This is a genomic window from Cupriavidus sp. MPR-AND1C (assembly GCF_058809705.1).
This window is the reverse complement of sequence record NZ_JBXASU010000027.1, coordinates 21,632-46,233: the sequence shown is the minus strand read 5'-3', so window position 1 is coordinate 46,233 and position 24,602 is coordinate 21,632. Positions and strand designations below refer to the sequence as shown.

Below are 24,602 nucleotides of genomic sequence, written 5' to 3'. Positions count from 1 at the left end.
GGCCATGGATCGAAGTTGTCGCCGCCCCGTCAGCATTGGGGTGATGCGGTGCGTGCGCGGTGCACGACCCGGCAATCCGTCATAGAAATTCCCCACGATCGCAATGCCGTCGATCCATAGCTCCTCCCAAGATGCGGCCAAGGCCGACGATTCCAAGGTTCAGCCCGCTGCCGGGCGCGACCGCATGACCGGCATGGAAGTGCGGGCCAGCATTTCGCTCGCCAGTATTTTTGCGCTGCGCATGCTGGGCCTGTTCCTGATCCTGCCCGTGTTCGCCGAGTACGCGCATGGCCTGCCCGATGGGCACGACGCCCAGCGCGTGGGCCTGGCCATGGGCATCTACGGCCTGATGCAAGCTTTCCTGCACATTCCTCTGGGCTGGCTGTCCGACCGCGTCGGCCGCAAGCCGGTGATGGTGGCGGGCCTGCTGCTGTTTGTCGCCGGCGGGCTGGTGGCGGCCAACTCCGACACGCTGTCCGGCATCATCATCGGCCGCTCGCTGCAAGGCATGGGCGCGATCTCCGCTGCCATCACGGCCTGCATCGCCGACCTGACCCGCGAGCAGCATCGCACCAAGGCCATGGCCATGGTGGGCGGCAGCATCGGCCTGACCTTCGCGCTGTCGCTGGTGATTGCCTCGCCGCTGCTGCACAGCATCGGCATGCCCGGGATCTTCACGCTGATGTCGCTGCTGGGCGTGGTCGCCATCCTGGTGACCCTGTTCCTGGTGCCCACCCCGCCGCCGCCGCATCCCGTGCGGCTGCCGTTTCGCAGCGTGCTGCTCAACCCCGACCTGATCCGCCTGAACGTGGGCGTGCTGGCACTGCACGCGTCGCAGGTGGCCATGTTCATGGTGGTGCCGGCCATGCTCAGCGATGCCGGCATGCCGCTGGACCAGCACTGGAAGGTCTACCTGCCGGTGGTGCTGGTGTCCTTCGTGCTGATGCTCGGGCCGATGATGGCCGCCGAGCGTTATGGCAAGGTACGCCCCGTGCTGCTCGGCGCGGTCGGCCTGATGACCGCGGTGCAGCTGCTGTTTGCCGCCGTGCACGGCCTGTGGGGCATCGTGGGCGTGCTGCTGTTGTTTTTCGTGGCCTTCAACGTGCTCGAAGCCATGCAGCCCTCGCTGGTATCGCGCTACGCCGCCGCCGCGCGCGGGGCGGCGCTTGGCATCTACAACACCACGCAGGCGATGGGCCTGTTCCTGGGGGGCGCCGTGGGCGGCTGGCTGCTCAAGCACGAAGGCCGCAGCGCGGTCTTCATCGGCTGCGCCGTGGTGCTCCTCCTCTGGCTTATAATCGCCTGGAACATGAAGTCGCCGCCGGCCCGGAAAAGCAGTGCCCAGGCCGTCGCTGCCTGAAGTTGGCAGCCCGCGGTCATCGGTCCGCAAGGGCTGCCCGCATCACTTCGTATAGCTTTTTGCCGTAATTAGGCACTAGCATGACCGCGCGCCCGACTTCTTGGCCGGGGGCGCGTTATTCGTTTACGCATCAGTCAACAGTCAAGGCATCGCCACGCCGCTTGCAGCAGAGGGCGTGGCCCTGGGAGAACATTCACATGGCATCGATCAACAAAGTCATCCTCGTCGGCAACCTGGGCGCGGATCCGGAAACCCGCTACCTGCCCAGCGGCGACGCCGTGAGCAACATCCGCCTGGCGACCACCGATCGTTACAAGGACAAGACCAGCGGCGAGATGAAGGAAGCCACCGAGTGGCACCGCATCGCCTTCTTTGGCAAGCTGGCCGAGATCGCCGGCCAGTACCTGCGCAAGGGCTCGCAGGTCTATATCGAAGGGCGCATCCGCACCCGCAAGTGGACCGACCAGTCCGGCGCGGAAAAGTACAGCACCGAGATCGTGGCTGAGCAAATGCAGATGCTGGGCTCGCGCCAGGGCATGGGCGGCGGCGGTGGCGGTGGCGACGACATGGGCGGTGGCGGCGGTGGCTACGGTGGTGGCCGCGAATCGTCGGGCGGCGGTGGTTACGGCGGCGGTGCGCGCAGTGGTGGCGGCCAGGCTGCCGGTGGCCAGCAGGGTGCCGGTGGCGCGCGTCGCCAGCAGCAGGCTCCGTCGAATGGCTTTGAAGACATGGACGACGATATTCCGTTCTAACCGTTCTGGAGCATCCTAGCCATCCCAGGCCGACACAATCGGTACGGCCTGCACCGGCACAAAAAAACCCGGGAATCAATGATTTCCGGGTTTTTTTGTTCGTTGGCCCCTCGAAGGCCCCCGCGCTTCACTCCGCGGTCGCCCCCGAGTCCTTGGCCACCTTGGTCCACTTGGTGGTCTCCAAACGAATAAACCCGGCCAACCTTGCCGGCGCCATATCGCCTGCCGTTACGCCTTGCTCCTCGAAGCGTTTCTGCACCTCGGGCAGTTTCAAGACTCTTGCCAGCTCGGTGATCACCCGCTGCTCGATCGCAGGCGGCGTGCCACGCGGCGCCATCAGCGCGTACCACGTTGTTACCTCGAATCCTTTGACGCCGCTCTCGTCGAGCGTCGGGACGCCGGGGTAGGCGAATGACCGTTTTGCAGTGGTGACAGCGAGCGCCTTCACCTTGCCGCTGCGCACGTGGGGCGCGGCGGAGGGGCTGGTTTCGATGGCCATCTGGATCTGCCCGGCGATCAGGTCCGTCATCATCGGGGCGCCGCCCTTGTAGGGCACGTGGGCGATGTCGGTGCCCGTCATCGAGCGGAACAGCTCGCCGGAGAGGTGCTCGGTGCTGCCGATGCCGGCGGAGCCGTAGTTGACCTTGCCCGGATGCGCCTTGATGTAGGCGATCAGTTCCGGCACGGACCTGGCCGGGATAGACTGGTTGACCAGCAACACGTTGGGCGTCAGCGCGACCATGCCGATCGGGTCGAGGTCCTTGGTGAAGTCGTAGGGGAGCGTCTTGTAGATGCCGGGCGCCATCGTGTGTGCGATGGTGGCGAGCAGGAAGGTGTAGCCATCGGCCTGCGCCCTTGCCACGTTGGCGGCGCCGAGCGTGCCGCCAGCGCCGGGCCGGTTGTCGACCACCACCGGTTGGCGCAACGCTTCACCGAGCTTCTGGCCGATGGTGCGGCCGATGATGTCGGTGGTGCCGCCGGCGGCAAACGGGACGACCAGCGAGATCGGCTTGGCGGGCCAGTTGTCCGCCGCGAACGCGACGATACCTGCCGACATGAGGGCGGTGCCGAGGATGCTGGCGATCACGGCGCAGCGTGCGGTGGACTTCATCTTGTCTCCTGCGGGAACGTTCTGGTAATTGGAATTGGCGGGGCTGGCAAGACTGTACGTAGCGCCACAGGCCGGCGCCAGTCACGTTCCGGGATGGGGTCTTCAGGCTTTGTGAAGAGTGGCACCGGGCCAGCGCCCGTCCTCGACCAGTGCGCGGGTCACGCTGGCCAGCACGGTGCGGGCCGCCAGCCCGGCCGGGGAGAGTTCCTCGTCGCAGAGGCTGACCAGCAGGTTGGGCCGATGGACCGTGCCGGTGCTGCTGCTGTCTGCGATTTCCATCATGCGCAGCGGCTCGCCGATCAGCCGGGCCACCGCCGCGCCAGGCTGGATGGTGGCGCCGAGGCCGGCGCGCACCGCATCCATCAGCATCGCCAGGCCGTCGATCTCGGCAATGACGTTGAGCGGATGCCGGCTGCGCGCAAACGCGGCATTGAGCAAGGCGCGCAAGCCGTGTGGGCTGCTTGGCAGGATCAGCGGCAGGTTGCCAAGTTGCTCGAGCTGCACGGGGGCAGCCACTGGCAATCCGGGGAGCCCCTCCTTGGCGATGACGAACAGCCGCTCGTCGAGCAGCGGCACCACGCTCCAGCGCTGGGTACCTTCGACCTGGAACAGTATGGCGAGGTCGAGTTGCCGCGCGCCGATCATCGACGCCAGGTTGCCGGACAGGTTCTCGATCAGATGCAGCCGGATATCGGGGTAGCGCTCGCGCATGGCCAGCATGAAGGGCAAGCCGAGCACGGCGATCGTACTCGGCGCCATGCCCACGCTGACATGGCCGGACAGGCGTGCCAACTGCGCGGCGCGCACGGCGTCGTCGGCGTGGCGGATCGCCAGTTGCGCCTGCCGCCAGAAGGCCAGGCCGGCGTCGGTGGGCACGACCCCGCTCGAGGTCCTTTGCAGCAGACGGGTCGATAGCTCGTTCTCGAGCCGGCTGATCTGCTGGCTCAATGCCGAGGTCACCACGCCCAGCTTCTGGGCTGCCTGCCCCATGCTGCCCAGTTCCACCACTTGCACGAAGTAGCGCAGCTGCCGAAGTTCCATGTTTATTTCCCGCTTTCGATGCCCGTAAGACCGCCGTATTGTGCCTCCGCGCGCGGCAGGGCCGATAGCCATCTCGTGCCTGTTGCCGTTTTCGTCAAATCATATAGATGAGCTAGTTGACTCGGCAAGGAGTTGCCTCCTATGATGGAACTGCCCCCCGCATTGCTCCTTGCCCGCCTATTTTGCTGATCGAACTCCTGCTGTCGCAGACCCAGCTGACGCCCCTCCAACTCGCCTGCCTGGTGCCGATCGTGCTGTGGGCCTATACGATCTTCGGGCTCACCGGCTTCGGCTCTTCCATCATGGCGATGCCGCTGCTCACGCAGATCGTTCCGCTGCGCACCGCGGTGCCGATGATCCTGTTCTTCGATCTTGTCGCGGGAACCCTGCTGGGCATGCGCAGCCGTAGCCACGTGCATGTGGGCGAGTTGCGCAGGCTGATGCCGAGCGTGCTGGTGGGCATGATCTCGGGCCTGGCGCTGCTGATGTTCGCGCCCGAGCGTCCGCTGCTGCTGTTGCTCGGTTTGTTCGTGCTGCTGTATCCCGCGTGGAACCTGCTGTTCAAGCGCGGCTTCAGCGAGTTGGATCCGCGGCTGTCGGTGCCATTCGGCGTAGTAGGGGGCATGTTGACCGCGATGTTCGGTACCGGCGGTCCGCTGTACACAATCTACCTGGCTGGACGGTTGCGGGACGCCGCGCAGTTGCGGGCCACTACCAGCACGCTGATCGTGCTGACTGCGTTCGGCAGGCTGATCCTTTTCGCGGTAGCGGGACTCTATGCCAATACCGCGATCTTCGCGCTGGCGGCGATGCTGATGCCGTGCGCCATCGCCGGCTACTTCATGGGCGGCTGGCTGCACCGGCGTATCGCGCCGGACAAGGTTATCCGCGTCGTATGGGCCATCCTGATCTCCGCAGGCTTCGGCCTGATTTATCGCAGCGCGCTGGGATAAGGCCCGGCGCGCCGCGCTTTTCACTCGCGTGCCACGACCGGTGCGGGCACCCCTTCCATTCGCACATTGACGCAGGCCGGCCGGCCCGATGCAATGGCGCGCTGCACGGCCGGCAACAACTGCTCCGGCGCCTGCACGAATTCACCGTATCCGCCAAATGCCGCGCAGACCTGGTCGTATCGCGTGGGCAGCAGTTCGCATCCCACCAGCCTGTCCTTGCCGTAGCTGTTGAGCTGGATCTGGTACTCCGCGTTCCAGCGCGCGTCGTTGCCGACCACGGCGACGAAGGGCAGGCCGTAGCGGACCGCTGTGTCGAACTCAGCGATATGAAAGCCCGTGGTGCCATCGCCCATCATGGCGATGACCGGCGCGTCCGGATTGGCCAAGCGCGCCGCCAGTGCCATTGGCAGGGCGCTGCCGATGGCGCCCGCCGGCCCGTTGATGACGCGGTGCGGTGCTTGCAGGCAGGCTTGCGCCCACTGCCCGAATTCGCCACCGTCGGAGACCAGCACCGCCTCCGGATGACTTTCCAGGATCGGCTGCAGGGGGCTACAGACCTGGGCCGGGTGCAGCGCGCCCCTCGACGATGCGGTTTTCCATGCTTCGGGACGATAGCGGATGGCAGCCTTCACATCCTCAAGCCATGCGCAATGCTGCTCCCTGCCGGTCGCGCAGGCGAGCAGCTGCGCGATGGCGCTGCCGACATCCGCGCGCCGCGCGAGCAGCACGCGGGCGCCAGCCGCACGGCGGCTGCGCTCAAGCTCGGCATCGTCCGCATCGATCTGCAGGAAGTTGCAGTCGGCAGCGAAGGCGGGGGGGCGGCCGAACTTCAGCGTGAAGTCGAGGCGTTTGCCCAGCAGCAATATGCAGTCGGCCTGCGCCAGCATCTGCCCGAACGCGCCAAGGCTCGGATCGTTATTGCCACGTGGGCTTTCCATGCCGACGACGGGAATGCCGGTGCGCGCTTCCAGCTCCGCGGTGCGGCTGCGCCCGCTTGCGGTGAGCCAGGCGGGGCCGGCGAGGATCAGCGGGCGCTTTGCCGCTGCCAATGCCGCCAGCACCTCGGACGCGGTCCGCGCATCGAACGCAGGCGCCTCCTGCGGCGCAGCGATCGAGGCAGGCTCGCCAGCACGGGTCACGGCATTCTCCAATGCGTCGGTGGGCAGACTCAAGTGCACCGGGCCGGGCCGCCCGGATTGCGCGATGCGCATGGCCAGCGCGATATCGGCAGCAACGGTGTCAGCGCTGGCGCTGGCCCACGACGCCTTGGTGACTGGTGCGGCCATCTCGGCTTGCCGCATTTCCTGGAAGGCCCCAAAGCCGCGCTGGCTGTTCGGCGCATGGCCCGACAGCAGCACCAGCGGCGCCTCCGACATCTGCGCGGTGTAGAGCGCGGATACCGCGTTGGCGTGACCGGGCCCGCCGGTGACCATCGCCATGCCGACTTCTCCCGTGATACGCGACCACGCATCGGCCATGTGCACGGTGGCGGCTTCATGCCGCGTGTGGATCAACGCGATTTCCGCTTCCAGGCAGGCATCGAACACCGGCATGATGTGATTGCCCGACAAGGTGAATATGCGCCTGACGCCGGCCTTGGCCAGCGTGCCTGCCAGCGCATCGGCGCCGCGATGGGACTTCGCCATTGGAGTTCCTATTTGAGCTGGATGTTGAGGGACTTGCCCAGTTGCTCGTACATTGCCACCTGGGCTTCGACAAACTTGTGCGTCTCGGATGGCGACATGACCATGGGGATCGAGGCAATGGTCAGGACCCCGGTCTTCCACTGCGGATCGCTCGCGACCTTCGGCAGCACCGTCGCCCATTTTTCCACCAGGCTCGGGTCCATGCCAGGCGGGCCATACAGCGCGCTCCAGCCGTTGAGCGCTTCTAGCCTGGGATGGCCGGTCTCGCTTGCGGTCGGCACGTCGGGCAGGTCAGGCAGGCGCTGCGGCGAGGTGGTCACCAGCGCGCGCAGTTTCCCGCCCTTGATATTCCCGATCAATGCGGTCAGGTTGTTGCAGGTGAAATCGACCTCGCTGGAGAGTACCGCTGCGGTAGCTTCCCCGCCACCCTTGTAGGCGACCTGTACCACGGCCTGTTTGTCGAGCCGCGCCGATTGCAGCAAGGCCTGGGTGGTCAGGTTCAGCACCGTGCCAGGGCCGGAGGTGCTGTAGTTCAGCTTGCCGGGCTGCCTGCGGATGGCGGCGAGCAGGTCGTCCAGCGTCTTGTAGGCGGCTGCCGTCCTGACCACGCAGACCACCGGGTTCAACTCCAGCAGACCGAGTAGCGTGAAGTCATTCCACTTGTAGCCCAGGTCGGGCTGCAGCGCCGGCAGGATCGCCTGCGCGCCGACGCGCCCGAGCAGCAGCGTCTGCCCGTTTGGCTTGGCGTCGCGCACAAGCTGCGAGCCGATGGCGCCCCCGGCTCCGGCCTTGTTGACGACGACCAGGATTTCGCCGGTGATGTTCCTTACCCCGGCGGATAGGTTGCGCGCCGACAGGTCCGCATCCCCGCCGGGGCTGTAAGGCACCACAACGGTAATCGGCCGCGCGGGGGGGCTATCGGCCGATGCAAGGCCGCCAACGCAGAGCAGCATCGCGGCGAATGCCGCTGCGCGCAATGTCTTCTTCTTGTTCATTGGGTCTCCTTCACCTACGCGCTACATCAGGCAGCTCCCTCCAGGATCGTCTGCCCCGGAGTCACGCGGGTAAATTGCACCGCAGAGCGGGTCAGCTGCAGCTTGCCGTCGCGCTGGCGCACCACGGTGAAGCTGGACCCGGGCAGGTCGCCGGTGGCCGGGTGATCCTCGCGGAAATGCGCACCGCGCGAATCCTCGCGGGACAGGGCGGCTTCCACGATGACCTGGCTGACGACGATCAGGCTGTTGAGGTTCATCCAGTCGTGCCACGTGACATTGAACGCGCGATGGCCGTCGGCGACGCCGGTTGCCTTCAGCGCCTGCCCCAGTTCCGCCAGGCGTTGACGGGCCAGCAGCAGCCCGTCGCGCGTGCGCATGATGCCGACGTGCTCCCACATGCAGTCGAACAGCGCCTCGCGGATCGGCTCCAGGCTGCCCGCCGGCTTGCCGAACGGCGCTTCCATGGCGGCGATGGCAGCGGCGATCGCGGCTTCGTCGGGCGCGCGCGGCACGTTGTTCTGCCGCGTCCAGGCGGCCATGCTGTCGCCGGCGATGCCGCCAAACACGGTTGAGTTGGCGACGCCGTTGCCACCCAGGCGGTTCGCGCCATGCACGCCGCCCGTGTCCTCGCCGGCGGCAAACAGGCCGTGCAGCTCCGTGCCGCAGTCGGGGCGGAACTGCACGCCGCCCATCATGTAGTGCGCGGTGGGCACCACCTCGACGAGATCGCCGGCGAGGTCGAAGCCGCAGTCGCCGCAGCGCTCGACCATGCCCTTGAACTGCTTGCGCACCTTGTCGGGCCCGAGGTGCCCCATCTGGATATACACGCCGCCGTTGGGTGAGGTCCGGCCCGCGCGCATTTCGGCATAGATGCCGCGCGACACGATGTCGCGCGTGGCTCGTTCGCCGCGCGGATCGTAGTTGTGCATGAAGCGTTCCTTGTCGCCGTTGAGCAGGTAGCCGCCAGCGCCGCGCAAGCCTTCTTCCAGCACGGTGCCGGTCATGCGCGTGTCCTTGCCCGCCAGCAGTCCGGTGGGATGGAACTGCACCATCTCCATATCGCGCAGAGGCAGGCCGGCGCGCAGCGCCATCGCCAGGCCGTCGCAGCTCTTGTCGCCCGAGGGCGTGTGGAACTTGTACATGGTCGGCCCGCCGCCCGTGGCCAGCAGCACGGCCTTGGCCTGCACGAAGACGAATTCGCCGCTGCGCATGTCGATCATCAGCACGCCGGATAACGACTTGCCGTCCGGCGTCTTGATCAGCTCGACGGCACGGTGTTCTTCGAGCCGGTTGATGCCGCGGCTCCAGACCTGCTCGGCCAGGCGGTTGATGATCTCGATGCCGGTCAGGTCGCCCTTGTGCACGGTGCGGTCGAAGGTCTGTCCGGCGAATGCCTTCTGGTGGACCGTGCCGTCCGGGTTGCGGTCGAAGAAGCAACCCAGTTCGTTCTCGAGTTCGTGGATGCGCTCGACCGCCTTGGTGACCAGCGTCCACGCCAGGTCCTGGTCGGACAGCCACTTGCTGCCTTCCACGGTGTCCATGAAATGGCGCTCGACGGAGTCGCCCTGCGCCAGCGCCACGTTGTAGCCGCCCTGGACCATGCGGGTGCAGCCACACTTGCCCAGCAGCCCTTTCACGGCCACGGTGATGGACAGTTCCGGCGCCTGCTGGTGCGCATGCAGCGCGGCGAACAGGCCCGCGCCGCCGGAGCCGAGGATCAGCACATCAGTCTGCAGTCGCTCGATGGTCTTCATGGCTTTGCCACTCCCAGGCTGGCCAGCACGGCGGCGCGCCGGTCCGCGGTGTTCTGTTTGACGGCGGTGTAGAGGCTGTTGCCGTGGCTGTCCATGGCCACCAGCAGCGGGCCGAAATCGCGGATGCGGAAGCGCCACAGCGATTCGGGATTGAGGTCGTCGAGATCGACATCCTCGATCTGCTCTATCCACGTGGTCTCCAGCGCCGCCGTGCCGCCGATGATTGCCAGGTACACGCCGCCCAACTCGCGGAATGCATCGAGCGAGCTTTCACGCATGCCGCCCTTGCCGACGATCATGCGTACGCCATTGCGCGTCATCAGCGGCCGGGTGAAGCGCTCCATGCGGTCGGAGGTGGTGGTGCCGATGCAGATCGGCTGGTAGCCGGCGGGATGCTCCGGGCAGGCCGGCACCCTGCGCACATTGGGCGCGGTATGGATGACCGCGTGGCCGCGGAGATCAAGGCGCGTCGTGCGGCCGCGGTCGAACATATGGATCTGGGTGGCGTCGCGGATGCCGAACAGCGTACGCTGCAAGGTCACCGTGTCGTTGACGCGCAGTTGACGGATCTGTGCCTCCGTCACGGGCGTGGAGAGCTCGTAGTGCGCCATGGTCAGAATCCGTAGCTGATGCCGTCAGCGGTGAAGGTGGCACAAGCGCGCCGCGCGGAATGGCACTGCATGTTGACGGCAATGGGGTTCATCGTGATATGCGTCGAGGCCAGTTCGATATGCACCGCGAAGGCGGTTGCATCGCCGCCCAGGCCCTGCGGGCCGACACCGAGCTGGTTCACGGCCCGCGACAGTTCCGCTTCGAGCGCGGCGCCGTCCGGGTCCGCGCATCGCGTGCCGAGCGCGCGAGTCGCAGCGCGCTTGGCCAGCGCCACGCACAGGTCCGATGTGCCGCCCAGGCCCACGCCGACGATGGTCGGCGGGCAAGTCTTGCCGCCGGCGGCGATCACGCTGTCGATGACGAAGGTCTTGATGGCATCCATGCCTTCGGCGGGGATCGCCATCTTGAGAAAGGAGTTGTTCTCCGAGCCGCTGCCCTTGGGCACCATCGCCAGCGTCATGCGCCCGGGCGTGTCGTCGAAGTCGATGTGGATCACCGGCACCTCGATGCCGCAAGACGTGTGGTTGTTCTTGCGGGTCAGCGGATGTACCACGGAAGAGCGCAGCGGGTGCTCGCGCGTGGCGCGCTCGCAGCCGCGGCGTATGGCCTGCTTGAACGCATGCCCGTCGACCGCGATGCCGGTGCCGATCGTCATGTTGTAGATCGGCACGCCGGTGTCCTGGCACAGCAGGTTGTCGGTCTCCTGCGCGATGCGGATGTTCTTGCTCATGGTGGCCAGGACGCTGCGCGCGGTGGCGGAGGTTTCGTTCTCCTGCAGTTGCGCGATGCCGTCCTTGACGTCAGGCGGCAGTATCTTCAGCGCGCGGATGTACAGTTCCCTGGCCGCGTCTTCCAGTAGGGAGAGATCAATGTTCATGCCTGTCCTCGATGCTCGGCTTGGATGTGTCTGGCTGGCGCTCAGTTGGCCGTCAGGTTGCGGTTCCTGACGATCTTTTCCCATCGCTGCGATTCCGTGGCGATGGCCGCGCCTAGTTGCTGCGGCGTGTTGCCGACCGGCTTCATGCCCTGTGCGAGCAGCCGTGCCTGGGTATCGGGATCCGCCAGCACCTTGACCGTGTCCTGCTGCACCTTGCTGACGATCGCCGGTGGCGTGCCTGCCGGCATCACGAAGCCGAACCAGCCGGTCACGCTCTCCATGCCGGTGAGGCCGGCTTCAGCCACAGTCGGCACGTCGGGCAGCATGGGCGAGCGCTCGGTGCCGGTGACCGCGAGCGCGCGTAGCTTGCCACCCTTCACAAACTGCGAGGCCGCCGCGATGTTGCCCACCATCAGCTGCAGCTGACCCGCCATCAGGTCGTTGTAGGCCAGCGATTCGCCCTTGTAAGGCACGTGCGCGATGTCGATGCCGGCGGCATCGGCGAAGGCCTCGCCCGCCATGTGCACCTGGCTGCCGGTACCCGCGGAGCCGAAATTGAGCTTGCCCGGCTGGGACTTCGCCAGGCTGATCAGTTCCTTCAGGTTCTTGGCCGGCACACCGGGGTTGACGACGACCAGCATCGGGCCGCTGGCCACGTTGGTGATAAAGGTGAAGTCCTTGGCGCTGTAGGGCAGCCGCTGATAGATGAACGGGTTGACGGTGAACATGCTGCCCGAGGCCAGCATCATCGTATAGCCGTCGGCCGCCGCCTTCGCGGTGACCTGCGCGCCCACGGCGCCGCCCGCGCCCAGACGGTTCTCGACCACCACGGTCTGCTTCCACATCTCGCTCAGCTTCTGCCCGATCACGCGGCCGAGCACATCCGTGCTGCCGCCTGCGGCGAACGGCACGATCATGGTGACCGGGCGAGTCGGCCATGCATCCGCCTGCGCGCTGCCGGCCGCAAGCACTGCGGCCGTGCCAAGGCAGAGCGCAAGGCAGCGCCGGCGGCTCGTGGACTTCGGGGAAAGCGTCATGGGTGGTCTCCTTTGGTGTTGTGGGAATGGCGCCACTTCAGCCGGCGGCGCTCATCGTTGCGAACCTACGAAAACAGCGAGAGCATGAAGGCCAGCCCGGTGCACAACCCGGCGCCGAGACTGAGTGCAACCCAGTCCTTGCGCAGGCCCGTCCACGGCCGGAACTCGATCAGCAGGAGCCGGATGCCGCCCATCATGTGCAGCGAGAGCAGGATCACCAGTCCCCACTCAGCGGCCTTGAACAGCGGGTTGTCGGTGAGTTTCAGGAAGCCGTCGAGCGCTGCCTCGCCCCGGATGGCATGGCCGAGCGCCCAGAAATGCACTGGCAGGAACAGCGCCAGCGCGAGGCCGGAAAGCCGGTGGATCAGGAAGGCCCAATAGGCGGCATGGTTGCGCGCGCGCATGTCGTTTTTCTTCATGGCATCACCACCGCGTAGACGGCGCGCAGGCCTGCCAATCCCAGCACGGCGGCAAACAGCCATGCCGCCGTCACCACGCTGCGCGCACGCCATGCCAGCCATTCCTCTGCCACCCGCATCAGGCCGATAGGCACATGCACCGTGCAGGCCAGTACGAAGCAGGTGTAGAAGACGCCGAAGGCCCAGTTGCCACGCGTGCGTGCCAGCACCTCGGCACCGGAGAGTCCGCCACGCACGGCGACCATGATGACGATGAGATGTCCCACCACGCACAGCGCCAGCACCATGGCGCTGATGCGCTGCCAGTACCACAGCCTGGCCTGGGTACCGACCGAAATGGCCATGTTCATAGCTCCCCCTTGATGGCGGCCTTGGCGACAATGCGCTTGAGTCCGGCGATGCCCGCCGTCGGCGCAAGTTGCTTGGGGCAACGCTCGGTGCAGGAGCCCTGCGTATGGCAGCTGTGGCAGCCGGCGTCGCCCGCAACGGCGCGCAGGCGTTCGGTGCCCACCACGTCGCGCACATCGTTGACCAGCGTCCACGCGCGGTTCATCGCGGCCGGGCCGAGATAATCGGGGCGCCAGCCGACCACATCGCAAGAGGCGTAGCAGACGCCGCAGCCGATGCACTCGATACCGGCATCCGCGGCCTTGCGCGCGGGGGAGGCGGGCTCGACGCTGGCGAATGCATCGTGGCGCGTGGCGGCGCCCTTGAACTGCCCCTTGGCGGCGGCCCACTTGTCGAAGAAGGCCGTCATGTCGGTGGCAAGGTCCTTGATGACGGGCAGGTTCGACAGCGGGGCGATCTCGAGTGCGTCGCCCTGCACGACCTTGGCGACGTGCGTGCGGCAACTCCAGCGCGCCTTGCCGTTGACGGTCATCGCGCATGAGCCGCACATGCCGACGCGGCAGGCGAAGCGGTAGCCGAGGTCCGGCTCGAGGTGACGCTGGATGTAGGTCACCACGTCCAGTACCGTCTGGCTGGCGCTGCGCGGCACCTGGTAGGAGGCGAATTGGCCGTCCTCGTTGCCGCGCCATACACGAACGTTGAGAGTAGTCATGGGATCGATTGGGGGAGGGTTTTCGGTGCGCCGCTGCGGTGTCTGCGGGGCTTGTCGATACGGGCGGTCCGCTCGTATTGTTCCGGATTGCGCGGCAAGCAAAAAGCTAGTAATTCTCTTGTCCAGATAAAGAATTTCTTTCTCTTCGCGCGCGCCGGACCTGGCGCGACCGCTTTCCCCGCACTGCCATCCCGGAGCCGCAATGCCTTCCATCCGCACCCTCAAGACGTTCCTCGCCGTGGCACGGTGTGGGACGTTCGCGGCGGCGGGCAAGCAGATCGGGCTGACGCCCGCCGCGGTCGGATTGCAGATCCGCGCGCTGGAAGAAGACCTGAACTGCCAGCTGTTCGACCGCAATGCGCGCGCGGCGATTCTCAATCCCGCCGGCCGCGCGCTGGTGCCGGAACTCGAAGCGCTGGTGCAGCGATATGAAGCACTTGCCTCCGGACGAGAGGATGGCCTCTCCGGAACGGTGGCGATCGGTGCTCTGGTGTCGGTGCTGATGGGCGCGTTCGCCGACGCCTTGTGGGCGATCAAGCAGGAGCACCCGCGTCTGGACGTGCGGCTCTTCGCCGGCCTCTCAGCCGAATTCGCACTCAAGGTGGAACACGGCGACCTGGATGCCGCGGTGGTCACGCGCTCGCCGCGCCCGCTGGCAAGGAATCTGGTGTGGACCGAGCTATATACCGAGCCGATGGTGCTGATCGTGCCGCGCCACCCGCATTTCTTCCTGCCGGACGATAGCCGCGAGATGCTTGCCGAGGCGCCATTCATCCGTTTCGAGCCGGGCACGTGGACCGGCAACCTGGTGCAGGAGGTGCTGGACCAGTGCGGCGTGACCGTGAACGAGAGCATGCAGCTGAATTCGAACGAGGCGATCATCGAACTGGTGCGGCAGGGCTTCGGCGTGTCCATCGTGCCGCAGCTGGCCAACGTCACCTGGGAGGGCGACAGGTTGTTGCGCCTGGTGCCGCTCGACGGTGTCGACGTGCGGCGCCGCGTTGGCTTGCTGGAACGCACGACGCATGCACGCCTGGCATTTACGGATGTCATCAAGGGATATTTCCGGCAAAGCGGTGCGATTCGCGGCGGCGGGCCGCCGGAGGCCGCACCAATGGGTACGCCGCCTCTTGATGAAGACTGAAGACTGAAGGCGCAAGCGCCGCGTGCCTTAGTCGGCGTGAATGTCCTGTTCCTTGATCAGCTTGGCCCAGCGTGTCACTTCGCCATTGAAGTAGGTGGTGAACGCCGCGCTGGCCATCGGTGCCGGCGTGAATCCACTGGCGATGATGCGCTCGCGCACGCCCTTCACCTCCAGCATGCTGGTCACCGAGTTGCCGATCTTGTCGATCACGGCTTGCGGCGTGCCGGCGGGCATCATCAGGCCCGTCCAGTTCTCCACGATGAGATCGGGAAAGCCGGCTTCGGCCACCGTCGGCACATCCGGCATCAGCGGATGGCGCTCGCGCGTCGTCACCGCCAAGGCGCGCAGCTTGCCACCTTTGACGTTCTGCAGCGATTCAGGGAAGTTGGAGAACACCACGTCGATCTGGCCGCCGATCAGGTCGGTCATGGATGGCGTGCCGCCCTTGTAGGGCACGTGGGTGATGGTGGTCTTGGTGATCCGCTCGAACAGCGCCAGCGCCAGGTGCGGCGGCGTGCCGTTGCCGCTGGAGCCGGCGGTCAGGTGGCCCTTGCGCGCCGCTTCCGCCAGATCCTTCAGCGACTTGATCGGCGAGCTGGCAGGCACCACCACCATCATCGGCGACGAGGCGATGCGCGCCACCGGCACCAGGTCCTTCTGCATATTGAATGACAGGCGGGGAAACAGCGTGACGTTGGATGAATGCGCCAGCGTGACCGCCAGCCAGGTGTAGCCGTCGGCGCTGGCGCGGGCGACCTGCTCGGCACCGATATTCGCATTGCCGCCGGGCTTGTTCTCCACTACCACCGGCTGCCTCCATTCCTCTGCCAGGTACTGGCCGACCTGTCGCGCCGAGATATCGGTGAGGCCCCCTGCCGCAAACGGAACGACATAGCGGACCGGCTTGGCCGGGAAGGCTGCGGGTGTGCTGCTGGCTGCGGCCGGTCCGGCAAGCAGCGTGAGCACAAACAGCGACGGGGCGGCTATGCGCCGGAGGAAGGTGCAATGCATGGTGTCTCCTTTGGTGGGACCGGCGCCTTCTGGCGGGCGCCGTGGATGCGGTGCGGTCAGTCTTTGGTCAGGCTTGAGCTAGCTTGCGCAACTCCTTTTCCAGTGCTTCGGGGATCTCGATGCCGTGCTCGCGCGCCTTGGCGTGCGCGTCGATGCGCCGTGTGCCGGGCAGGCGGGTGCCGCTGTCCGACAGCATGGCAGCGATCAGGGCTTCGAGGCGGGCATGATAGGCGGCATCGCCTGCGAAGCCGCCCGGATTGAAGGCCAGGAACAACTGGCCGATACGTGGCTGGTTGCCGGCGTCCTCGAAGAAGGAATCGGCTTCCGCGCCGAAGTGGGCGCCGGCGAGCGACACGATCAATGTCTCCACCAGCAAGGCGAGCATCGCACCCTTGACGCCACCCGCGGGCAGCATCGAGCCGCGCAACGCGGCCTGCGCATCGGTGGTGGGCTTGCCATCGGCATCGAGCGCCCAGCCCAGGGGGATGGGCTGGCCTTGCTTGGCGGCGACCATGATCTTGCCGCGCGCGACCTCCGAGAGCGACAGGTCGATGACCAGTGGAGCGGCATCCCGGCGAGGAAACACGGCCGCGATCGGATTGGTGCCGAACAGCGGCGTGCGCCCGCCCCAGGCCGGCATGGCGGCTGGCGAATTGCCCATGGCGATGCCGATCATGCCAGCCTGCGCCACCGGGTCCAGATGCAGGGCCACGGCGCCGGCGTGGTGGCTGTTGGTCACCACGCCGGCGCCAATGCCGCATTCGCGGGCGCTGGCGATGGCGGCCGAGACCGCCTGCGCGCAGGCGGGAAAGGCGAAGCCCCCTTGCGCGTCGATCAGCGTGGTGCCGGGCGTCTGTCGCGCTACCGTGGGCTGAGCGTCCCCGTTCACGCGCTGGTGGCGCAGGTGCGCCACATACATCGGCACGCGCGAGACCCCGTGCGACGGCAGCCCGGCGAGGTCGGCCTGCACCAGCGCGTGCGCGGTGGGGCCTGCCTGCGCCGCGCTGGCACCCGCGCTTCTCAGCGCGTTCGCGGCGAGTTGTTCCAGTTCTTCTGCCCGAAAGGCGGTCATCTCTGCACTCCCAATGCATTCTTGACTGCGTCCGCAATCATCATGGACACGCGCACATTGGCCTCGAAGCTGACGCCGGCAATATGCGGCGTCAGCACCAGGTTCGGCGCGTGCGCCAGGATACCGCCCGCACCTAGCGGTTCCGCTTCGAAGACATCGAGCGCGGCGCCCGCCAGCAACCCCTCGTGCAGCGCCGCCGCCAGCGCAGTCTCGTCGACCACGCCGCCGCGCGCGGTGTTGACGAGGACCGCGCCGCGCTTCATGCCGCGCAGGCGCTCCGCATTGATGAGATGGCGCGTAGCCGGCACCAGCGGCACATGCAGGCTCACCGCATCCGCGCTGGCCAGCAGTGCCTCCAGCTTCATCGGCTGCACGCCGGTATCGCGCCAGACCGGATGATCGCCAGGCAGTGCGGGGTCGTGCGCCACCACCTGCATGCCCAGTGCCTGCGCAAGCCGCGCGGTCAGCCGGCCGATATCGCCAAAACCGATCAGGCCGAGCGTCTTGCCGAGTGCCTCACGGCCCTCCGACAGGCGCGCGCGCGGCCACTTTCCCGCCACCATGGCGGCGTCGCTCTGATAGGCGCCGCGCAACAGCATCAGCGCGGTCGTGACCACATACTCGGCCACCGAGCGCGCGTTGGCGCCGGTGGCCGGAATCACGCGGATGCCACGCGCCTCGCAGGACTTGACGTCGATATTGTCCAGCCCCACCCCAAGCCGGCCGACCACCCGCAGCGCGGGCGCGGCGTCGAGCAGTTCGGTGTCGACCTGGGTGCGGTTGCGCACGATCAGCGCATCGGTCTGCGCCAAGGCGCCGAGCAGGGCATCGCGCTGGTCGACCCAGCCCGGTTCGTAGCGCAGCCGGACGCAAGCGTCCAGCACCGCCACGGCATCGGCGTCCATGAACTCGCTGATGCAGACCTGTTTCATCAGGCGGACTCGTGGATGCGCGTGAGCACGAACTCGCGGTGGCCCAGCGCTTCCGCGGCGGTCCAGCGGCCGTTGATGGTGGCCATCATGCATTCGAGCAGCTTGTCGCCGGTCTGGTCCAGCGTCTGCTCGCGCTGCAGCAGGCCCGAGCAGTCCACGTCCATATGCTCGCTCATCAGGCGCACGGTGCGCGGATTGGCGCACAGCTTGATGACCGGCACGATCGGGTTGCCGATGACGTTGCCCTGGCCGGTCGGGAAGAAGTGCACGACATAGCCCGACGCCGCGCACAGCGTGACCATTTCCGCCGCGGCCGAGGACGAGTCCATGAACCACAGGCCGGGACCGGTCGGCTCTTCGGCCTTGTCCAGCACGCCGTCCACGGTGCATTTCTTGCCAATCTTCTGGATATTGCCGAGCGCTTTCTCTTCGATCGTGGTCAGGCCGCCGGCGATATTGCCCTTGGTCGGCTGCGATTCGGACAGATCGGTGGTCTTCCAGCGGTCGATCATGCCCTGGTAGCGGTTGAACATCTTCATGAAGTCGTCGCGCACCTTGTCGTTGGCGCAGCGCGCGGCCACGATATGCTCGCCGCCGGTGAGCTCAGAGGTCTCGCCGAATACCAGCGTGGTGCCCAGCGGATGCAGTTTGTCGAAGGCGTTGCCCACGGTCGGGTTGGCGCCGCAGCCGGAGGTGGTATCGGATTCGCCGCACTTGGTCGAGATCCATAGTTCGCTGATCGGGCACTCCACGCGGTGCAGGCCGGTGGCGTACTGCACGAATTCCTTGGCGGCCTTGGAGGCTCGCATGATGGTGTCGTGGTCGCCGTGGCCTTCGATGCCAAAGCCCACCACCGGCTTGCCGGTCTTGGCGATGCCGTCCACCACCTTCTTGGTCCAGCCATCCTCGATGCCGATCACCACCACGGCCGCCACGTTGGGGTTGCTGCCCGCGCCAATCAGGGTGCGGAAGTGCAGGTCGAGGTCGGGGCCGAACTGCAGGCGGCCGTACGGGTGCGGGATCGCCATCGTGCCCTTGATGGCGACGGCAACGGCTTCGGCAGCGGCGTTGGAGAGGTCGTCCAGCGGCAGGATGATGACGTGATTGCGCACGCCGACGCGGCCGTTGTCGCGGCGATAGCCCCGGAAGGTGGTCTGGTTGTCGATGACGGACATGGATGTTTTCTCGGTATGTGGTTTTGGGGGACGGGGCGCGGCGCGGCTTACCAGCGCTTGGTCTTGATGTTGTGGACGTGGGCGTGGTCGCCGGCCGTGATGGGCGCAACCACCTTGCCGATGTCGATGCCGTACTTGAAGACGGTCTGGCCCACTTCCATGTCGCGCAGCGCGACCTTGTGGCCAATCGGAATGGGCTGCTTGGCAACCACCGTGATGACCTTGTCCTCGTCCATGATCCAGGCGTTCAGCTCGGTCCCGGCCTCGATCCCCTCGACCACCGCTACGGCGACCGTGTCTTTTGCATCGTGCAGCACTACGTGAATCATTGCTCCTCCTTGGTTTTTGTTACGGCGCAGCATGCGGTGAGCGGCAACCGATGGAACAAAGGATAGGTTCTCAATTCATTTGTGTCAACTATGTCATATGTATGAGTTGTATGAGTTAATCTCTGGTACATTCCAACTATCCAAAAAAAGCACCAAGCCATGAGCAACCTACGAGATATCCCCGCGCCCGGTGGCGTCCTCTACAAGGACGTGAAACGGCATGCATTGCAGGCGCTGGCCGATGGCGAATGGAAACCCGGCGAGGCGATACCGTCGGAGAAAAAACTGGTCGAACGCTTCGGCGTGTCGATCGGCACGCTGCGCAAGGCCATCGACGAACTGGTGGCGGAAAACCTGCTGATCCGGCACCAGGGGCGGGGCACCTTCGTGGCCACGCACCGGCGCGACGATCATTTCTTCCGCTTCTTCAAGGTGGCCCACCTCGACGGCCATCGCGGCTACCCGACCGTGGAGCTGGAGTCGTTCCGCAAGATCAAGGCCGACAAGAGTGTGTGCACGCTGCTTGGGCTGGAGGCCGGCGCGCGCGCGTTTCAGCTAACCAACGTGCTGTCGCTGGATGAGCGGCCGGTGATGATCGACGACATCGTGCTGCCGGAGCGGCTGTTTGCCGGGCTGACCGAGGCGCAGTTACGCGGCCGGCCCAACACCTTGTACAACTTTTACCAGGAAGCGTTTGGCGTCAACGTGATCCAGACCGAGGAGCGGTTGCGCTCGGTGCTGGCCACGGAGCGGGAGCAGGCATTGCTCGGCGTGGAGCCGGGCGCGCCGCTGATGCGCATTCACCGCGTGGCGTTTTCCTACCACCGGCAGCCGGTGGAGTGGCGGGTGTCGACGTTGAACACGGAGGAGCACGAGTTCATCGTGTCGCAGATGCCGAAGGAAGAGAGCTGATTGGCGGTACGCCGCGCGGTATGGCTGTAACTGCTTAACCTCGGAGCCAGCTTCGAAGGCGGTTTGCTCCCTCTTGCGCTTGTGCGAGAGGGAGCAACAGCCTTCGTCATTGCAGGCGGCCTTGGCCTATCCTCCGGCTTCGGCTTCGGCTTCGGCTTCGGCTTCGGCTAGTGCCTCGGGCCTTCATCCGCGCTCAGTGCGGCATGGCCGTGAAGTCCAGCGCGTTGGTCAGGTCGCCCATGGCCTTGCCCTTGTTGGCGAGCAGGGCGGTATCGCGTTGCTGCAGGCCCGGCAGGGTCGGCAGGACAAAGCGGCGGGTGATGAAGCGCAGCGCCGAGGCCGTGTCGTATTGCGTGTGGTCGATAAAGCCCTTCTTTGCATACGGCGACACCAGGATCGCCGGGATGCGCGTGCCCGGGCCCCAGCGGTCGCCGGTGGGCACCTGCGCGTGGTCGTAGAAGCCGCCGTTTTCGTCGTAGGTGACGAGGATCAGCATGTTCTTCCACTGCGGGCTCTGCTGGAGCTGCGCGATCACGCTGGCGATATGCTTGTCGCCGTCGGCCACGCTTGCGTAGCCGGGGTGCTGGTTCAGGTTGCCCTGCGGCTTGTAGAAGGTGACCGCAGGCAGGTTGCCGGCGGCGGCGTCCTGCAGGAACTGGCTGTCGAAGTCCTTCAGGTGCGCGCTGCGGTTGGCGGCCTGGGTGACCGGGTCGAAGTTGGCGTAGTAGTTGAACGGCTGGTGGTGCGCCTGGAAGTTGGGCACGGTGTTGTTGTAGATGGCGGTCGGGTCCTGCGTGGCCTTGGCCCAGGCACCGGCGTACCAGGCCCAGCTCACGCCGCGCGCGTTCAGCAGGTCGCCGATGGTGGCCTGGGTCTGCGGCGGCAGCGTGGTCGCCTTGGTGGGGTCGGCGTAGAGGCCCGTGGCATCGGTGGCGGCGGGCTTGTTGCCGCTCGGCTGGTAGTCCGGCTGCATGGTGTTGACCGCGTAGAACATGCCGCTGGCGTCCTTGGGCGTCAGCGTGCTGTCGTTCTGGTACACCGCCTTGCCGGAGAGGACCGAGGCGGGGTTGCCGGTGCCGGGGGTCAGGCGCACGAAGTTGCCGTTGGCGTCGACGTCGATCGCGGAGATCGAGGCCTTGGCCGGCGAGGTGGCCGCGTCGGCGTTCGGGTACTGCGGCGCGCAGGCGCAGATCAGGTACTGGTGGTTCAGGAACGAGCCACCAAAGGCACCCATGTAGAAATTGTCGGCCAGCACATATTGCTTGGCGAGCTGCCACATCTGCATCTGGCTGCCGTCGTAATAGCCCATCGACAGGCCGCCCGCGTCCGAGAACGCGGCGTACTTGTCGTTCTTGCCGCCGTTGATCTGCATCTGGTTGTTGTAGAAACGGTGCACCAGATCGCGTGTGGTGACGGATTGCGAGATTTCCACGCCGCTGCCGTTGACGCCGCCAGACGCGAGCGGGGTGTCGATCTGGAACGGCTTGTTCGCCCAGTTGGCGGTGCTGGCCTGCGGCAGCTGCACGGCTTGCCCTGCCGCGGTGAGCCCGCCCCAGGTCGGCGGCAGCACCGGCAGCACGGAGCCGTCGAAGTCCTTCTGCGGCTCGACGGTGCCGGTCGAGGCGGGGTTCACGCCAGGAATGCCGTTGGCGCCCGGGAACAGGCCGTAGAGATTGTCGAAGCCGCGGTTCTCGGCATAGATCACCACCACGGTCTTGATGTTGTCGAGGGCGACCCGCTTGGCGACGCCGTCGCGCAGCGCGTGGGCGATGTCGCCGCCGCCGGCTACCGAGTCGGCGATCAGGTCGATGGTCTGATCGATCTCCGCCTGCAGGGTCGCCTTGATGGCCTTGTCGGCTTCCTTGTTGTGGTCGGCCAGCAGCTTGTCCGCCGTCACGCCGATGCGTGCGGCCAGACGTGCCTTGGCCGCGGTGAGGTCGCCACCGTTGGACTCCATGAGCGCGACCAGTTCGGTCGTGATGGCGCTGAGCACGCCGTTGGCGCTGGCCGGTGCGCGGAACACCAGCGGACGGGTCACGGCTGCGTGGCCGCCGGTGTCATCGTTGCGGAAGGCGTCGCTGCCGATCTCGGCGGTGATCGCGCCCTGGCCGGTGAGCGTAAAGGCGCCGTTCTTGTCGGTGTAGGTGCTGGTCTCCGTGCTTTCGCACTTGCCATTGTTGTTGGCATCGATGCAGACCTTGGCGTGCTCGAAATAGCTGCCGGTCACCACGCCCGAGGTGGTGAGGGCAGCAGTGGAGTCGCTGCCGCCGCAGGCGGCCATGGTGGCGGCGGCTACCGCTGCGAGGGGATAAAGTCTTAAGGCTCGGCGCATGGAATATCCTTTTTTCGTTATGTGTAAGGCGGTTTTTTTGGGACAGCCGCGCGATTCTCGCGCCGCTCCATGTCAGATTGATGATGGCGCCGGGACGAGAGAAAGATATCCGCCACGCATGACACGTCGCTGTCATGCACGCGTGCTAGTGTCCCGAATCACAAATTCGTTGAGTAAGTCGCCCGATAAGACGCACGATCCGTCGTCACGAATGCTCGCAAGGCACCAGCCTTGCTGCGCTTCGCTCCTAGGCTCGCACGCCTTCTCGGGCAACTTATTTCTTCAACGAATTTCAGACTCAGGACACTAGCGTGGCAGCCCGTTCCTGAATTTCCTGTGCCTGGGCTGCCGCACCCATTCCGCCCGGGCCATTCCACTTCGCCGCACAGATGCCACCGCGCTTTGTTCTGCCGCCAGTTTCTTCGCCGATCCGCCGCTTTGCCAACGGGGCCTTGCTGCTGTCTATCGCCCTGACCCTTGCGGGCTGTGGCAAGTCCGCACAGGAGGGCGTGGCCGCGGCCCCGGCCCCGGCATCCGCGCCGGCGGCCAGCCAGGACGGCGCGCCTTCGCGGCCAGCCTATGCCGACGCGTTCTACACCATGATGGCAACGCGCCGGCCGCAGGTGCCGGCCATGGCCGCGCTTGGCAAGGCGCTGTTCTTTGATCCCGCATTGTCGGCGTCCGGCCGGCTCGCGTGCGCAAGCTGCCACAGCCCGGAACACGCCTATGGGCCGGCCAACGACCTGTCGGTGCAACTGGGCGGCCCCGACATGCTGCGTGCCGGCGCGCGCGCGGCGCCGTCGCTGCGCTATGTGCAGAACGTGCCGCCGTTCTCCGAGCATTTCCACGAGAACGACGGCAACGACAGCGAAGACCAGGGCCCTACCGGCGGCCACAACTGGGACGGGCGGGCGTCTTCCACGCACGAGCAGGCCGGCATTCCCTTGCTGTCCCCGCATGAGATGGCGAACGCGGACGCGGCGGCGGTGGCCGCCAGGCTGCGCACCGGCAAGCATGCGCAGACCTTGCGCGAGGTGTTTGGCGCCGACATCCTGGAGCGCGACGAGGTAGCCTTCCAGGCCGCGCTGATGGCGCTCGAAGTGTTCCAGGAAACGCCGTCCGAGTTCTATCCCTACAGCAGCAAGTACGATGCGTTCCTGCGCAGGCAGGTCAAGCTGAGCGAGCAGGAGGCGCGCGGCCTGCACCTGTTCAACGATCCCGCCAAGGGCAACTGCGCGGCCTGCCACCCCAGCGCGATCAGCGCCGATGGCGTCTTTCCCGCCTTCAGCGATTTTGGCTTCATCGCGCTGGGCGTGCCGCGCAACCGCAAGCTGGCGGTCAATGCCGATCCGGCCTTCTTCGACATGGGCCTGTGCGGGCCGGATCGCACCGACCTGAAGGCGCGCGCCGAATACTGTGGCCTGTTCCGCACCCCCGGCCTGCGCAACGTGGCGCAACGCAAGACCTTTTTCCACAACGGCGCCTTTCATTCGCTAGAAGAGGTGTTGCGCTTCTACGTGCAACGGGACAGCAATCCCGGCAAGTGGTACCCGCGCAAGGCCGACGGCAGCATCGACAAGTTCGACGACCTGCCGGCGCGGTATCGTGACAATGTCAATATGGAACCGCCGTTTGGCGGCGCGCCAGGCAGCAAGGCCGCGCTGTCGGAGGCGGAGATCCGCGACGTCATCGCGTTCCTGAAGACCCTCAACGACGGCTACCGCTTGCCTGCAGCCCATTGAGAGCCCTGGCGGCAGTGGCTGTCTGCCGGTACTGACGGGTTAGCACGCATTGGAGGGTGGGCAAGCGCCCGGCAGCGCGCCGGGCGCCTCGCAGGCCTTTCCTTTTTTCAATCCGTCCCCATTTCCTCCTGACACCGTTCTGTCAGGAGATGTCAGCGCCACACGTCAGCGCGCGGCACGCTGCCGCCCTTCAGGATAGGATAGCGGCCTGACCGTACCAATACCGCGATTCGCGATGGCTTTCGCCGCGCTCCCGGGGCTCGTGTGCCCCGCCAGGCCTGTCTTCGCCAATCGCACGCCGCACGCAAGCCATCAGCTAGCCACGCCTTAAAGGAC

At 66.3% G+C, this 24,602-nt stretch carries 23 protein-coding genes; 6 read left to right on the top strand and 17 right to left on the bottom strand.

Annotated elements, in window-relative coordinates:
• The first annotated feature begins 103 nt into the window (after window positions 1-103).
• Both AC1RWI_RS16620 and AC1RWI_RS16615 read left to right on the top strand, forming a co-directional pair.
• Window positions 104-1,360: an MFS transporter gene (locus tag AC1RWI_RS16620; protein ID WP_043343467.1), complete on the top strand. Its 1,257-nt coding sequence runs from the start codon at window positions 104-106 to the stop codon at window positions 1,358-1,360.
• 197 nt (window positions 1,361-1,557) lie between these two features.
• The gene (locus AC1RWI_RS16615) at window positions 1,558-2,112 is read left to right on the top strand and encodes a single-stranded DNA-binding protein (RefSeq protein WP_043343468.1); all 555 of its coding nucleotides are present in this window, start codon (window positions 1,558-1,560) and stop codon (window positions 2,110-2,112) included.
• A 127-nt stretch (window positions 2,113-2,239) separates the two neighbouring features.
• On the opposite strand, the gene AC1RWI_RS16610 is transcribed toward AC1RWI_RS16615, so the two are convergent.
• Both AC1RWI_RS16610 and AC1RWI_RS16605 read right to left on the bottom strand, forming a co-directional pair.
• Window positions 2,240-3,223: a Bug family tripartite tricarboxylate transporter substrate binding protein gene (locus tag AC1RWI_RS16610; RefSeq protein WP_492867541.1), complete on the bottom strand. Its 984-nt coding sequence runs from the start codon at window positions 3,221-3,223 to the stop codon at window positions 2,240-2,242.
• Window positions 3,224-3,325: 102 nt separating this feature from the next.
• Window positions 3,326-4,264 (bottom strand): LysR family transcriptional regulator, encoded by a 939-nt coding sequence (locus AC1RWI_RS16605; protein ID WP_043343471.1) that lies wholly within the window; start codon window positions 4,262-4,264, stop codon window positions 3,326-3,328.
• Between the two features lie 182 nt (window positions 4,265-4,446).
• On the opposite strand from AC1RWI_RS16605, the gene AC1RWI_RS16600 reads away from it, so the two are divergent.
• Window positions 4,447-5,217, top strand: a complete 771-nt coding sequence (locus AC1RWI_RS16600) for a sulfite exporter TauE/SafE family protein (RefSeq protein WP_052494411.1) — start codon at window positions 4,447-4,449, stop codon at window positions 5,215-5,217.
• 20 nt (window positions 5,218-5,237) lie between these two features.
• Here AC1RWI_RS16600 and AC1RWI_RS16595 read toward each other — a convergent pair whose 3' ends face one another.
• The 9 genes from AC1RWI_RS16595 to AC1RWI_RS16555 form a co-directional block, all read right to left on the bottom strand.
• Window positions 5,238-6,863 carry a thiamine pyrophosphate-binding protein gene (locus tag AC1RWI_RS16595; protein ID WP_492867538.1) on the bottom strand — a complete coding sequence of 542 codons (1,626 nt, stop codon included), beginning with the start codon at window positions 6,861-6,863 and terminating at the stop codon, window positions 5,238-5,240.
• A gap of 8 nt (window positions 6,864-6,871) precedes the next feature.
• Window positions 6,872-7,858, bottom strand: a complete 987-nt coding sequence (locus AC1RWI_RS16590; protein WP_043343476.1) for a Bug family tripartite tricarboxylate transporter substrate binding protein — start codon at window positions 7,856-7,858, stop codon at window positions 6,872-6,874.
• Window positions 7,859-7,884: 26 nt separating this feature from the next.
• On the bottom strand, window positions 7,885-9,612 hold the full coding sequence (locus tag AC1RWI_RS16585) for an L-aspartate oxidase (protein WP_043343479.1): 1,728 nt from the start codon (window positions 9,610-9,612) through the stop codon (window positions 7,885-7,887).
• A complete protein-coding gene (locus tag AC1RWI_RS16580) occupies window positions 9,609-10,223 on the bottom strand; it encodes a fumarate hydratase C-terminal domain-containing protein (RefSeq protein WP_043343483.1) in 615 nt (204 codons plus the stop codon). The genes AC1RWI_RS16585 and AC1RWI_RS16580 overlap by 4 nt, the downstream gene beginning before the upstream one ends.
• Before the next feature lie 2 nt (window positions 10,224-10,225).
• Complete coding sequence (locus AC1RWI_RS16575; RefSeq protein ID WP_492867535.1) at window positions 10,226-11,101, bottom strand: fumarate hydratase; 876 nt, start codon at window positions 11,099-11,101, stop codon at window positions 10,226-10,228.
• Window positions 11,102-11,142: 41 nt separating this feature from the next.
• Window positions 11,143-12,138: a Bug family tripartite tricarboxylate transporter substrate binding protein gene (locus AC1RWI_RS16570; protein WP_043343490.1), complete on the bottom strand. Its 996-nt coding sequence runs from the start codon at window positions 12,136-12,138 to the stop codon at window positions 11,143-11,145.
• A gap of 65 nt (window positions 12,139-12,203) precedes the next feature.
• A complete protein-coding gene (gene sdhC, locus AC1RWI_RS16565; RefSeq protein ID WP_492867533.1) occupies window positions 12,204-12,557 on the bottom strand; it encodes a succinate dehydrogenase, cytochrome b556 subunit in 354 nt (117 codons plus the stop codon).
• The gene (locus tag AC1RWI_RS16560; protein ID WP_043343495.1) at window positions 12,554-12,907 is read right to left on the bottom strand and encodes a succinate dehydrogenase; all 354 of its coding nucleotides are present in this window, start codon (window positions 12,905-12,907) and stop codon (window positions 12,554-12,556) included. Before AC1RWI_RS16560 ends, sdhC begins: the two co-directional genes overlap by 4 nt.
• Window positions 12,904-13,617 (bottom strand): succinate dehydrogenase/fumarate reductase iron-sulfur subunit, encoded by a 714-nt coding sequence (locus tag AC1RWI_RS16555; RefSeq protein WP_043343496.1) that lies wholly within the window; start codon window positions 13,615-13,617, stop codon window positions 12,904-12,906. The genes AC1RWI_RS16560 and AC1RWI_RS16555 overlap by 4 nt, the downstream gene beginning before the upstream one ends.
• A gap of 202 nt (window positions 13,618-13,819) precedes the next feature.
• On the opposite strand from AC1RWI_RS16555, the gene AC1RWI_RS16550 reads away from it, so the two are divergent.
• Window positions 13,820-14,761, top strand: a complete 942-nt coding sequence (locus AC1RWI_RS16550) for a LysR family transcriptional regulator (protein ID WP_043343499.1) — start codon at window positions 13,820-13,822, stop codon at window positions 14,759-14,761.
• Window positions 14,762-14,788: 27 nt separating this feature from the next.
• On the opposite strand, the gene AC1RWI_RS16545 is transcribed toward AC1RWI_RS16550, so the two are convergent.
• The 5 genes from AC1RWI_RS16545 to AC1RWI_RS16525 all read right to left on the bottom strand — a co-directional run bounded on the left by AC1RWI_RS16545 (window position 14,789) and on the right by AC1RWI_RS16525 (window position 19,280).
• A complete protein-coding gene (locus AC1RWI_RS16545) occupies window positions 14,789-15,772 on the bottom strand; it encodes a Bug family tripartite tricarboxylate transporter substrate binding protein (protein ID WP_492867530.1) in 984 nt (327 codons plus the stop codon).
• A 67-nt stretch (window positions 15,773-15,839) separates the two neighbouring features.
• Window positions 15,840-16,844, bottom strand: coding sequence for an Ldh family oxidoreductase (locus AC1RWI_RS16540; protein WP_492867528.1), 1,005 nt, complete (start codon window positions 16,842-16,844; stop codon window positions 15,840-15,842).
• Window positions 16,841-17,776 carry a hydroxyacid dehydrogenase gene (locus AC1RWI_RS16535; RefSeq protein ID WP_492867526.1) on the bottom strand — a complete coding sequence of 312 codons (936 nt, stop codon included), beginning with the start codon at window positions 17,774-17,776 and terminating at the stop codon, window positions 16,841-16,843. The genes AC1RWI_RS16540 and AC1RWI_RS16535 overlap by 4 nt, the downstream gene beginning before the upstream one ends.
• Entirely contained in the window at window positions 17,776-18,951 is a 1,176-nt protein-coding gene (locus tag AC1RWI_RS16530; RefSeq protein WP_492867524.1) for a UxaA family hydrolase, read from the bottom strand. The genes AC1RWI_RS16535 and AC1RWI_RS16530 overlap by 1 nt, the downstream gene beginning before the upstream one ends.
• 47 nt (window positions 18,952-18,998) lie before the next feature.
• A complete protein-coding gene (locus tag AC1RWI_RS16525; protein WP_006159396.1) occupies window positions 18,999-19,280 on the bottom strand; it encodes a UxaA family hydrolase in 282 nt (93 codons plus the stop codon).
• 159 nt (window positions 19,281-19,439) lie between these two features.
• On the opposite strand from AC1RWI_RS16525, the gene AC1RWI_RS16520 reads away from it, so the two are divergent.
• Window positions 19,440-20,192 (top strand): GntR family transcriptional regulator, encoded by a 753-nt coding sequence (locus AC1RWI_RS16520; RefSeq protein ID WP_043343513.1) that lies wholly within the window; start codon window positions 19,440-19,442, stop codon window positions 20,190-20,192.
• 193 nt (window positions 20,193-20,385) lie between these two features.
• Here AC1RWI_RS16520 and acpA read toward each other — a convergent pair whose 3' ends face one another.
• Window positions 20,386-22,524, bottom strand: coding sequence for an acid phosphatase (gene acpA, locus AC1RWI_RS16515; protein ID WP_492867521.1), 2,139 nt, complete (start codon window positions 22,522-22,524; stop codon window positions 20,386-20,388).
• 389 nt (window positions 22,525-22,913) lie between these two features.
• Here acpA and AC1RWI_RS16510 point away from each other — a divergent pair, with 389 nt between their 5' ends.
• Window positions 22,914-24,266 carry a cytochrome-c peroxidase gene (locus tag AC1RWI_RS16510; RefSeq protein WP_043343519.1) on the top strand — a complete coding sequence of 451 codons (1,353 nt, stop codon included), beginning with the start codon at window positions 22,914-22,916 and terminating at the stop codon, window positions 24,264-24,266.
• The last annotated feature ends 336 nt before the right edge of the window (window positions 24,267-24,602 follow it).

Bases quoted from the DNA above. Each gene is read 5' to 3' on its own strand.
- AC1RWI_RS16620 (WP_043343467.1), top strand. From the start codon at position 104: ATGCCGTCGATCCATAGCTCCTCCCAAGATGCGGCCAAGGCCGACGAT.
- AC1RWI_RS16615 (WP_043343468.1), top strand. From the start codon at position 1,558: ATGGCATCGATCAACAAAGTCATCCTCGTCGGCAACCTGGGCGCGGAT.
- AC1RWI_RS16610 (WP_492867541.1), bottom strand. From the start codon at position 3,223: ATGAAGTCCACCGCACGCTGCGCCGTGATCGCCAGCATCCTCGGCACC.
- AC1RWI_RS16605 (WP_043343471.1), bottom strand. From the start codon at position 4,264: ATGGAACTTCGGCAGCTGCGCTACTTCGTGCAAGTGGTGGAACTGGGC.
- AC1RWI_RS16595 (WP_492867538.1), bottom strand. From the start codon at position 6,863: ATGGCGAAGTCCCATCGCGGCGCCGATGCGCTGGCAGGCACGCTGGCC.
- AC1RWI_RS16590 (WP_043343476.1), bottom strand. From the start codon at position 7,858: ATGAACAAGAAGAAGACATTGCGCGCAGCGGCATTCGCCGCGATGCTG.
- AC1RWI_RS16585 (WP_043343479.1), bottom strand. From the start codon at position 9,612: ATGAAGACCATCGAGCGACTGCAGACTGATGTGCTGATCCTCGGCTCC.
- AC1RWI_RS16580 (WP_043343483.1), bottom strand. From the start codon at position 10,223: ATGGCGCACTACGAGCTCTCCACGCCCGTGACGGAGGCACAGATCCGT.
- AC1RWI_RS16575 (WP_492867535.1), bottom strand. From the start codon at position 11,101: ATGAACATTGATCTCTCCCTACTGGAAGACGCGGCCAGGGAACTGTAC.
- AC1RWI_RS16570 (WP_043343490.1), bottom strand. From the start codon at position 12,138: ATGACGCTTTCCCCGAAGTCCACGAGCCGCCGGCGCTGCCTTGCGCTC.
- sdhC (WP_492867533.1), bottom strand. From the start codon at position 12,557: ATGAAGAAAAACGACATGCGCGCGCGCAACCATGCCGCCTATTGGGCC.
- AC1RWI_RS16560 (WP_043343495.1), bottom strand. From the start codon at position 12,907: ATGAACATGGCCATTTCGGTCGGTACCCAGGCCAGGCTGTGGTACTGG.
- AC1RWI_RS16555 (WP_043343496.1), bottom strand. From the start codon at position 13,617: ATGACTACTCTCAACGTTCGTGTATGGCGCGGCAACGAGGACGGCCAA.
- AC1RWI_RS16550 (WP_043343499.1), top strand. From the start codon at position 13,820: ATGCCTTCCATCCGCACCCTCAAGACGTTCCTCGCCGTGGCACGGTGT.
- AC1RWI_RS16545 (WP_492867530.1), bottom strand. From the start codon at position 15,772: ATGCATTGCACCTTCCTCCGGCGCATAGCCGCCCCGTCGCTGTTTGTG.
- AC1RWI_RS16540 (WP_492867528.1), bottom strand. From the start codon at position 16,844: ATGACCGCCTTTCGGGCAGAAGAACTGGAACAACTCGCCGCGAACGCG.
- AC1RWI_RS16535 (WP_492867526.1), bottom strand. From the start codon at position 17,776: ATGAAACAGGTCTGCATCAGCGAGTTCATGGACGCCGATGCCGTGGCG.
- AC1RWI_RS16530 (WP_492867524.1), bottom strand. From the start codon at position 18,951: ATGTCCGTCATCGACAACCAGACCACCTTCCGGGGCTATCGCCGCGAC.
- AC1RWI_RS16525 (WP_006159396.1), bottom strand. From the start codon at position 19,280: ATGATTCACGTAGTGCTGCACGATGCAAAAGACACGGTCGCCGTAGCG.
- AC1RWI_RS16520 (WP_043343513.1), top strand. From the start codon at position 19,440: ATGAGCAACCTACGAGATATCCCCGCGCCCGGTGGCGTCCTCTACAAG.
- acpA (WP_492867521.1), bottom strand. From the start codon at position 22,524: ATGCGCCGAGCCTTAAGACTTTATCCCCTCGCAGCGGTAGCCGCCGCC.
- AC1RWI_RS16510 (WP_043343519.1), top strand. From the start codon at position 22,914: ATGCCACCGCGCTTTGTTCTGCCGCCAGTTTCTTCGCCGATCCGCCGC.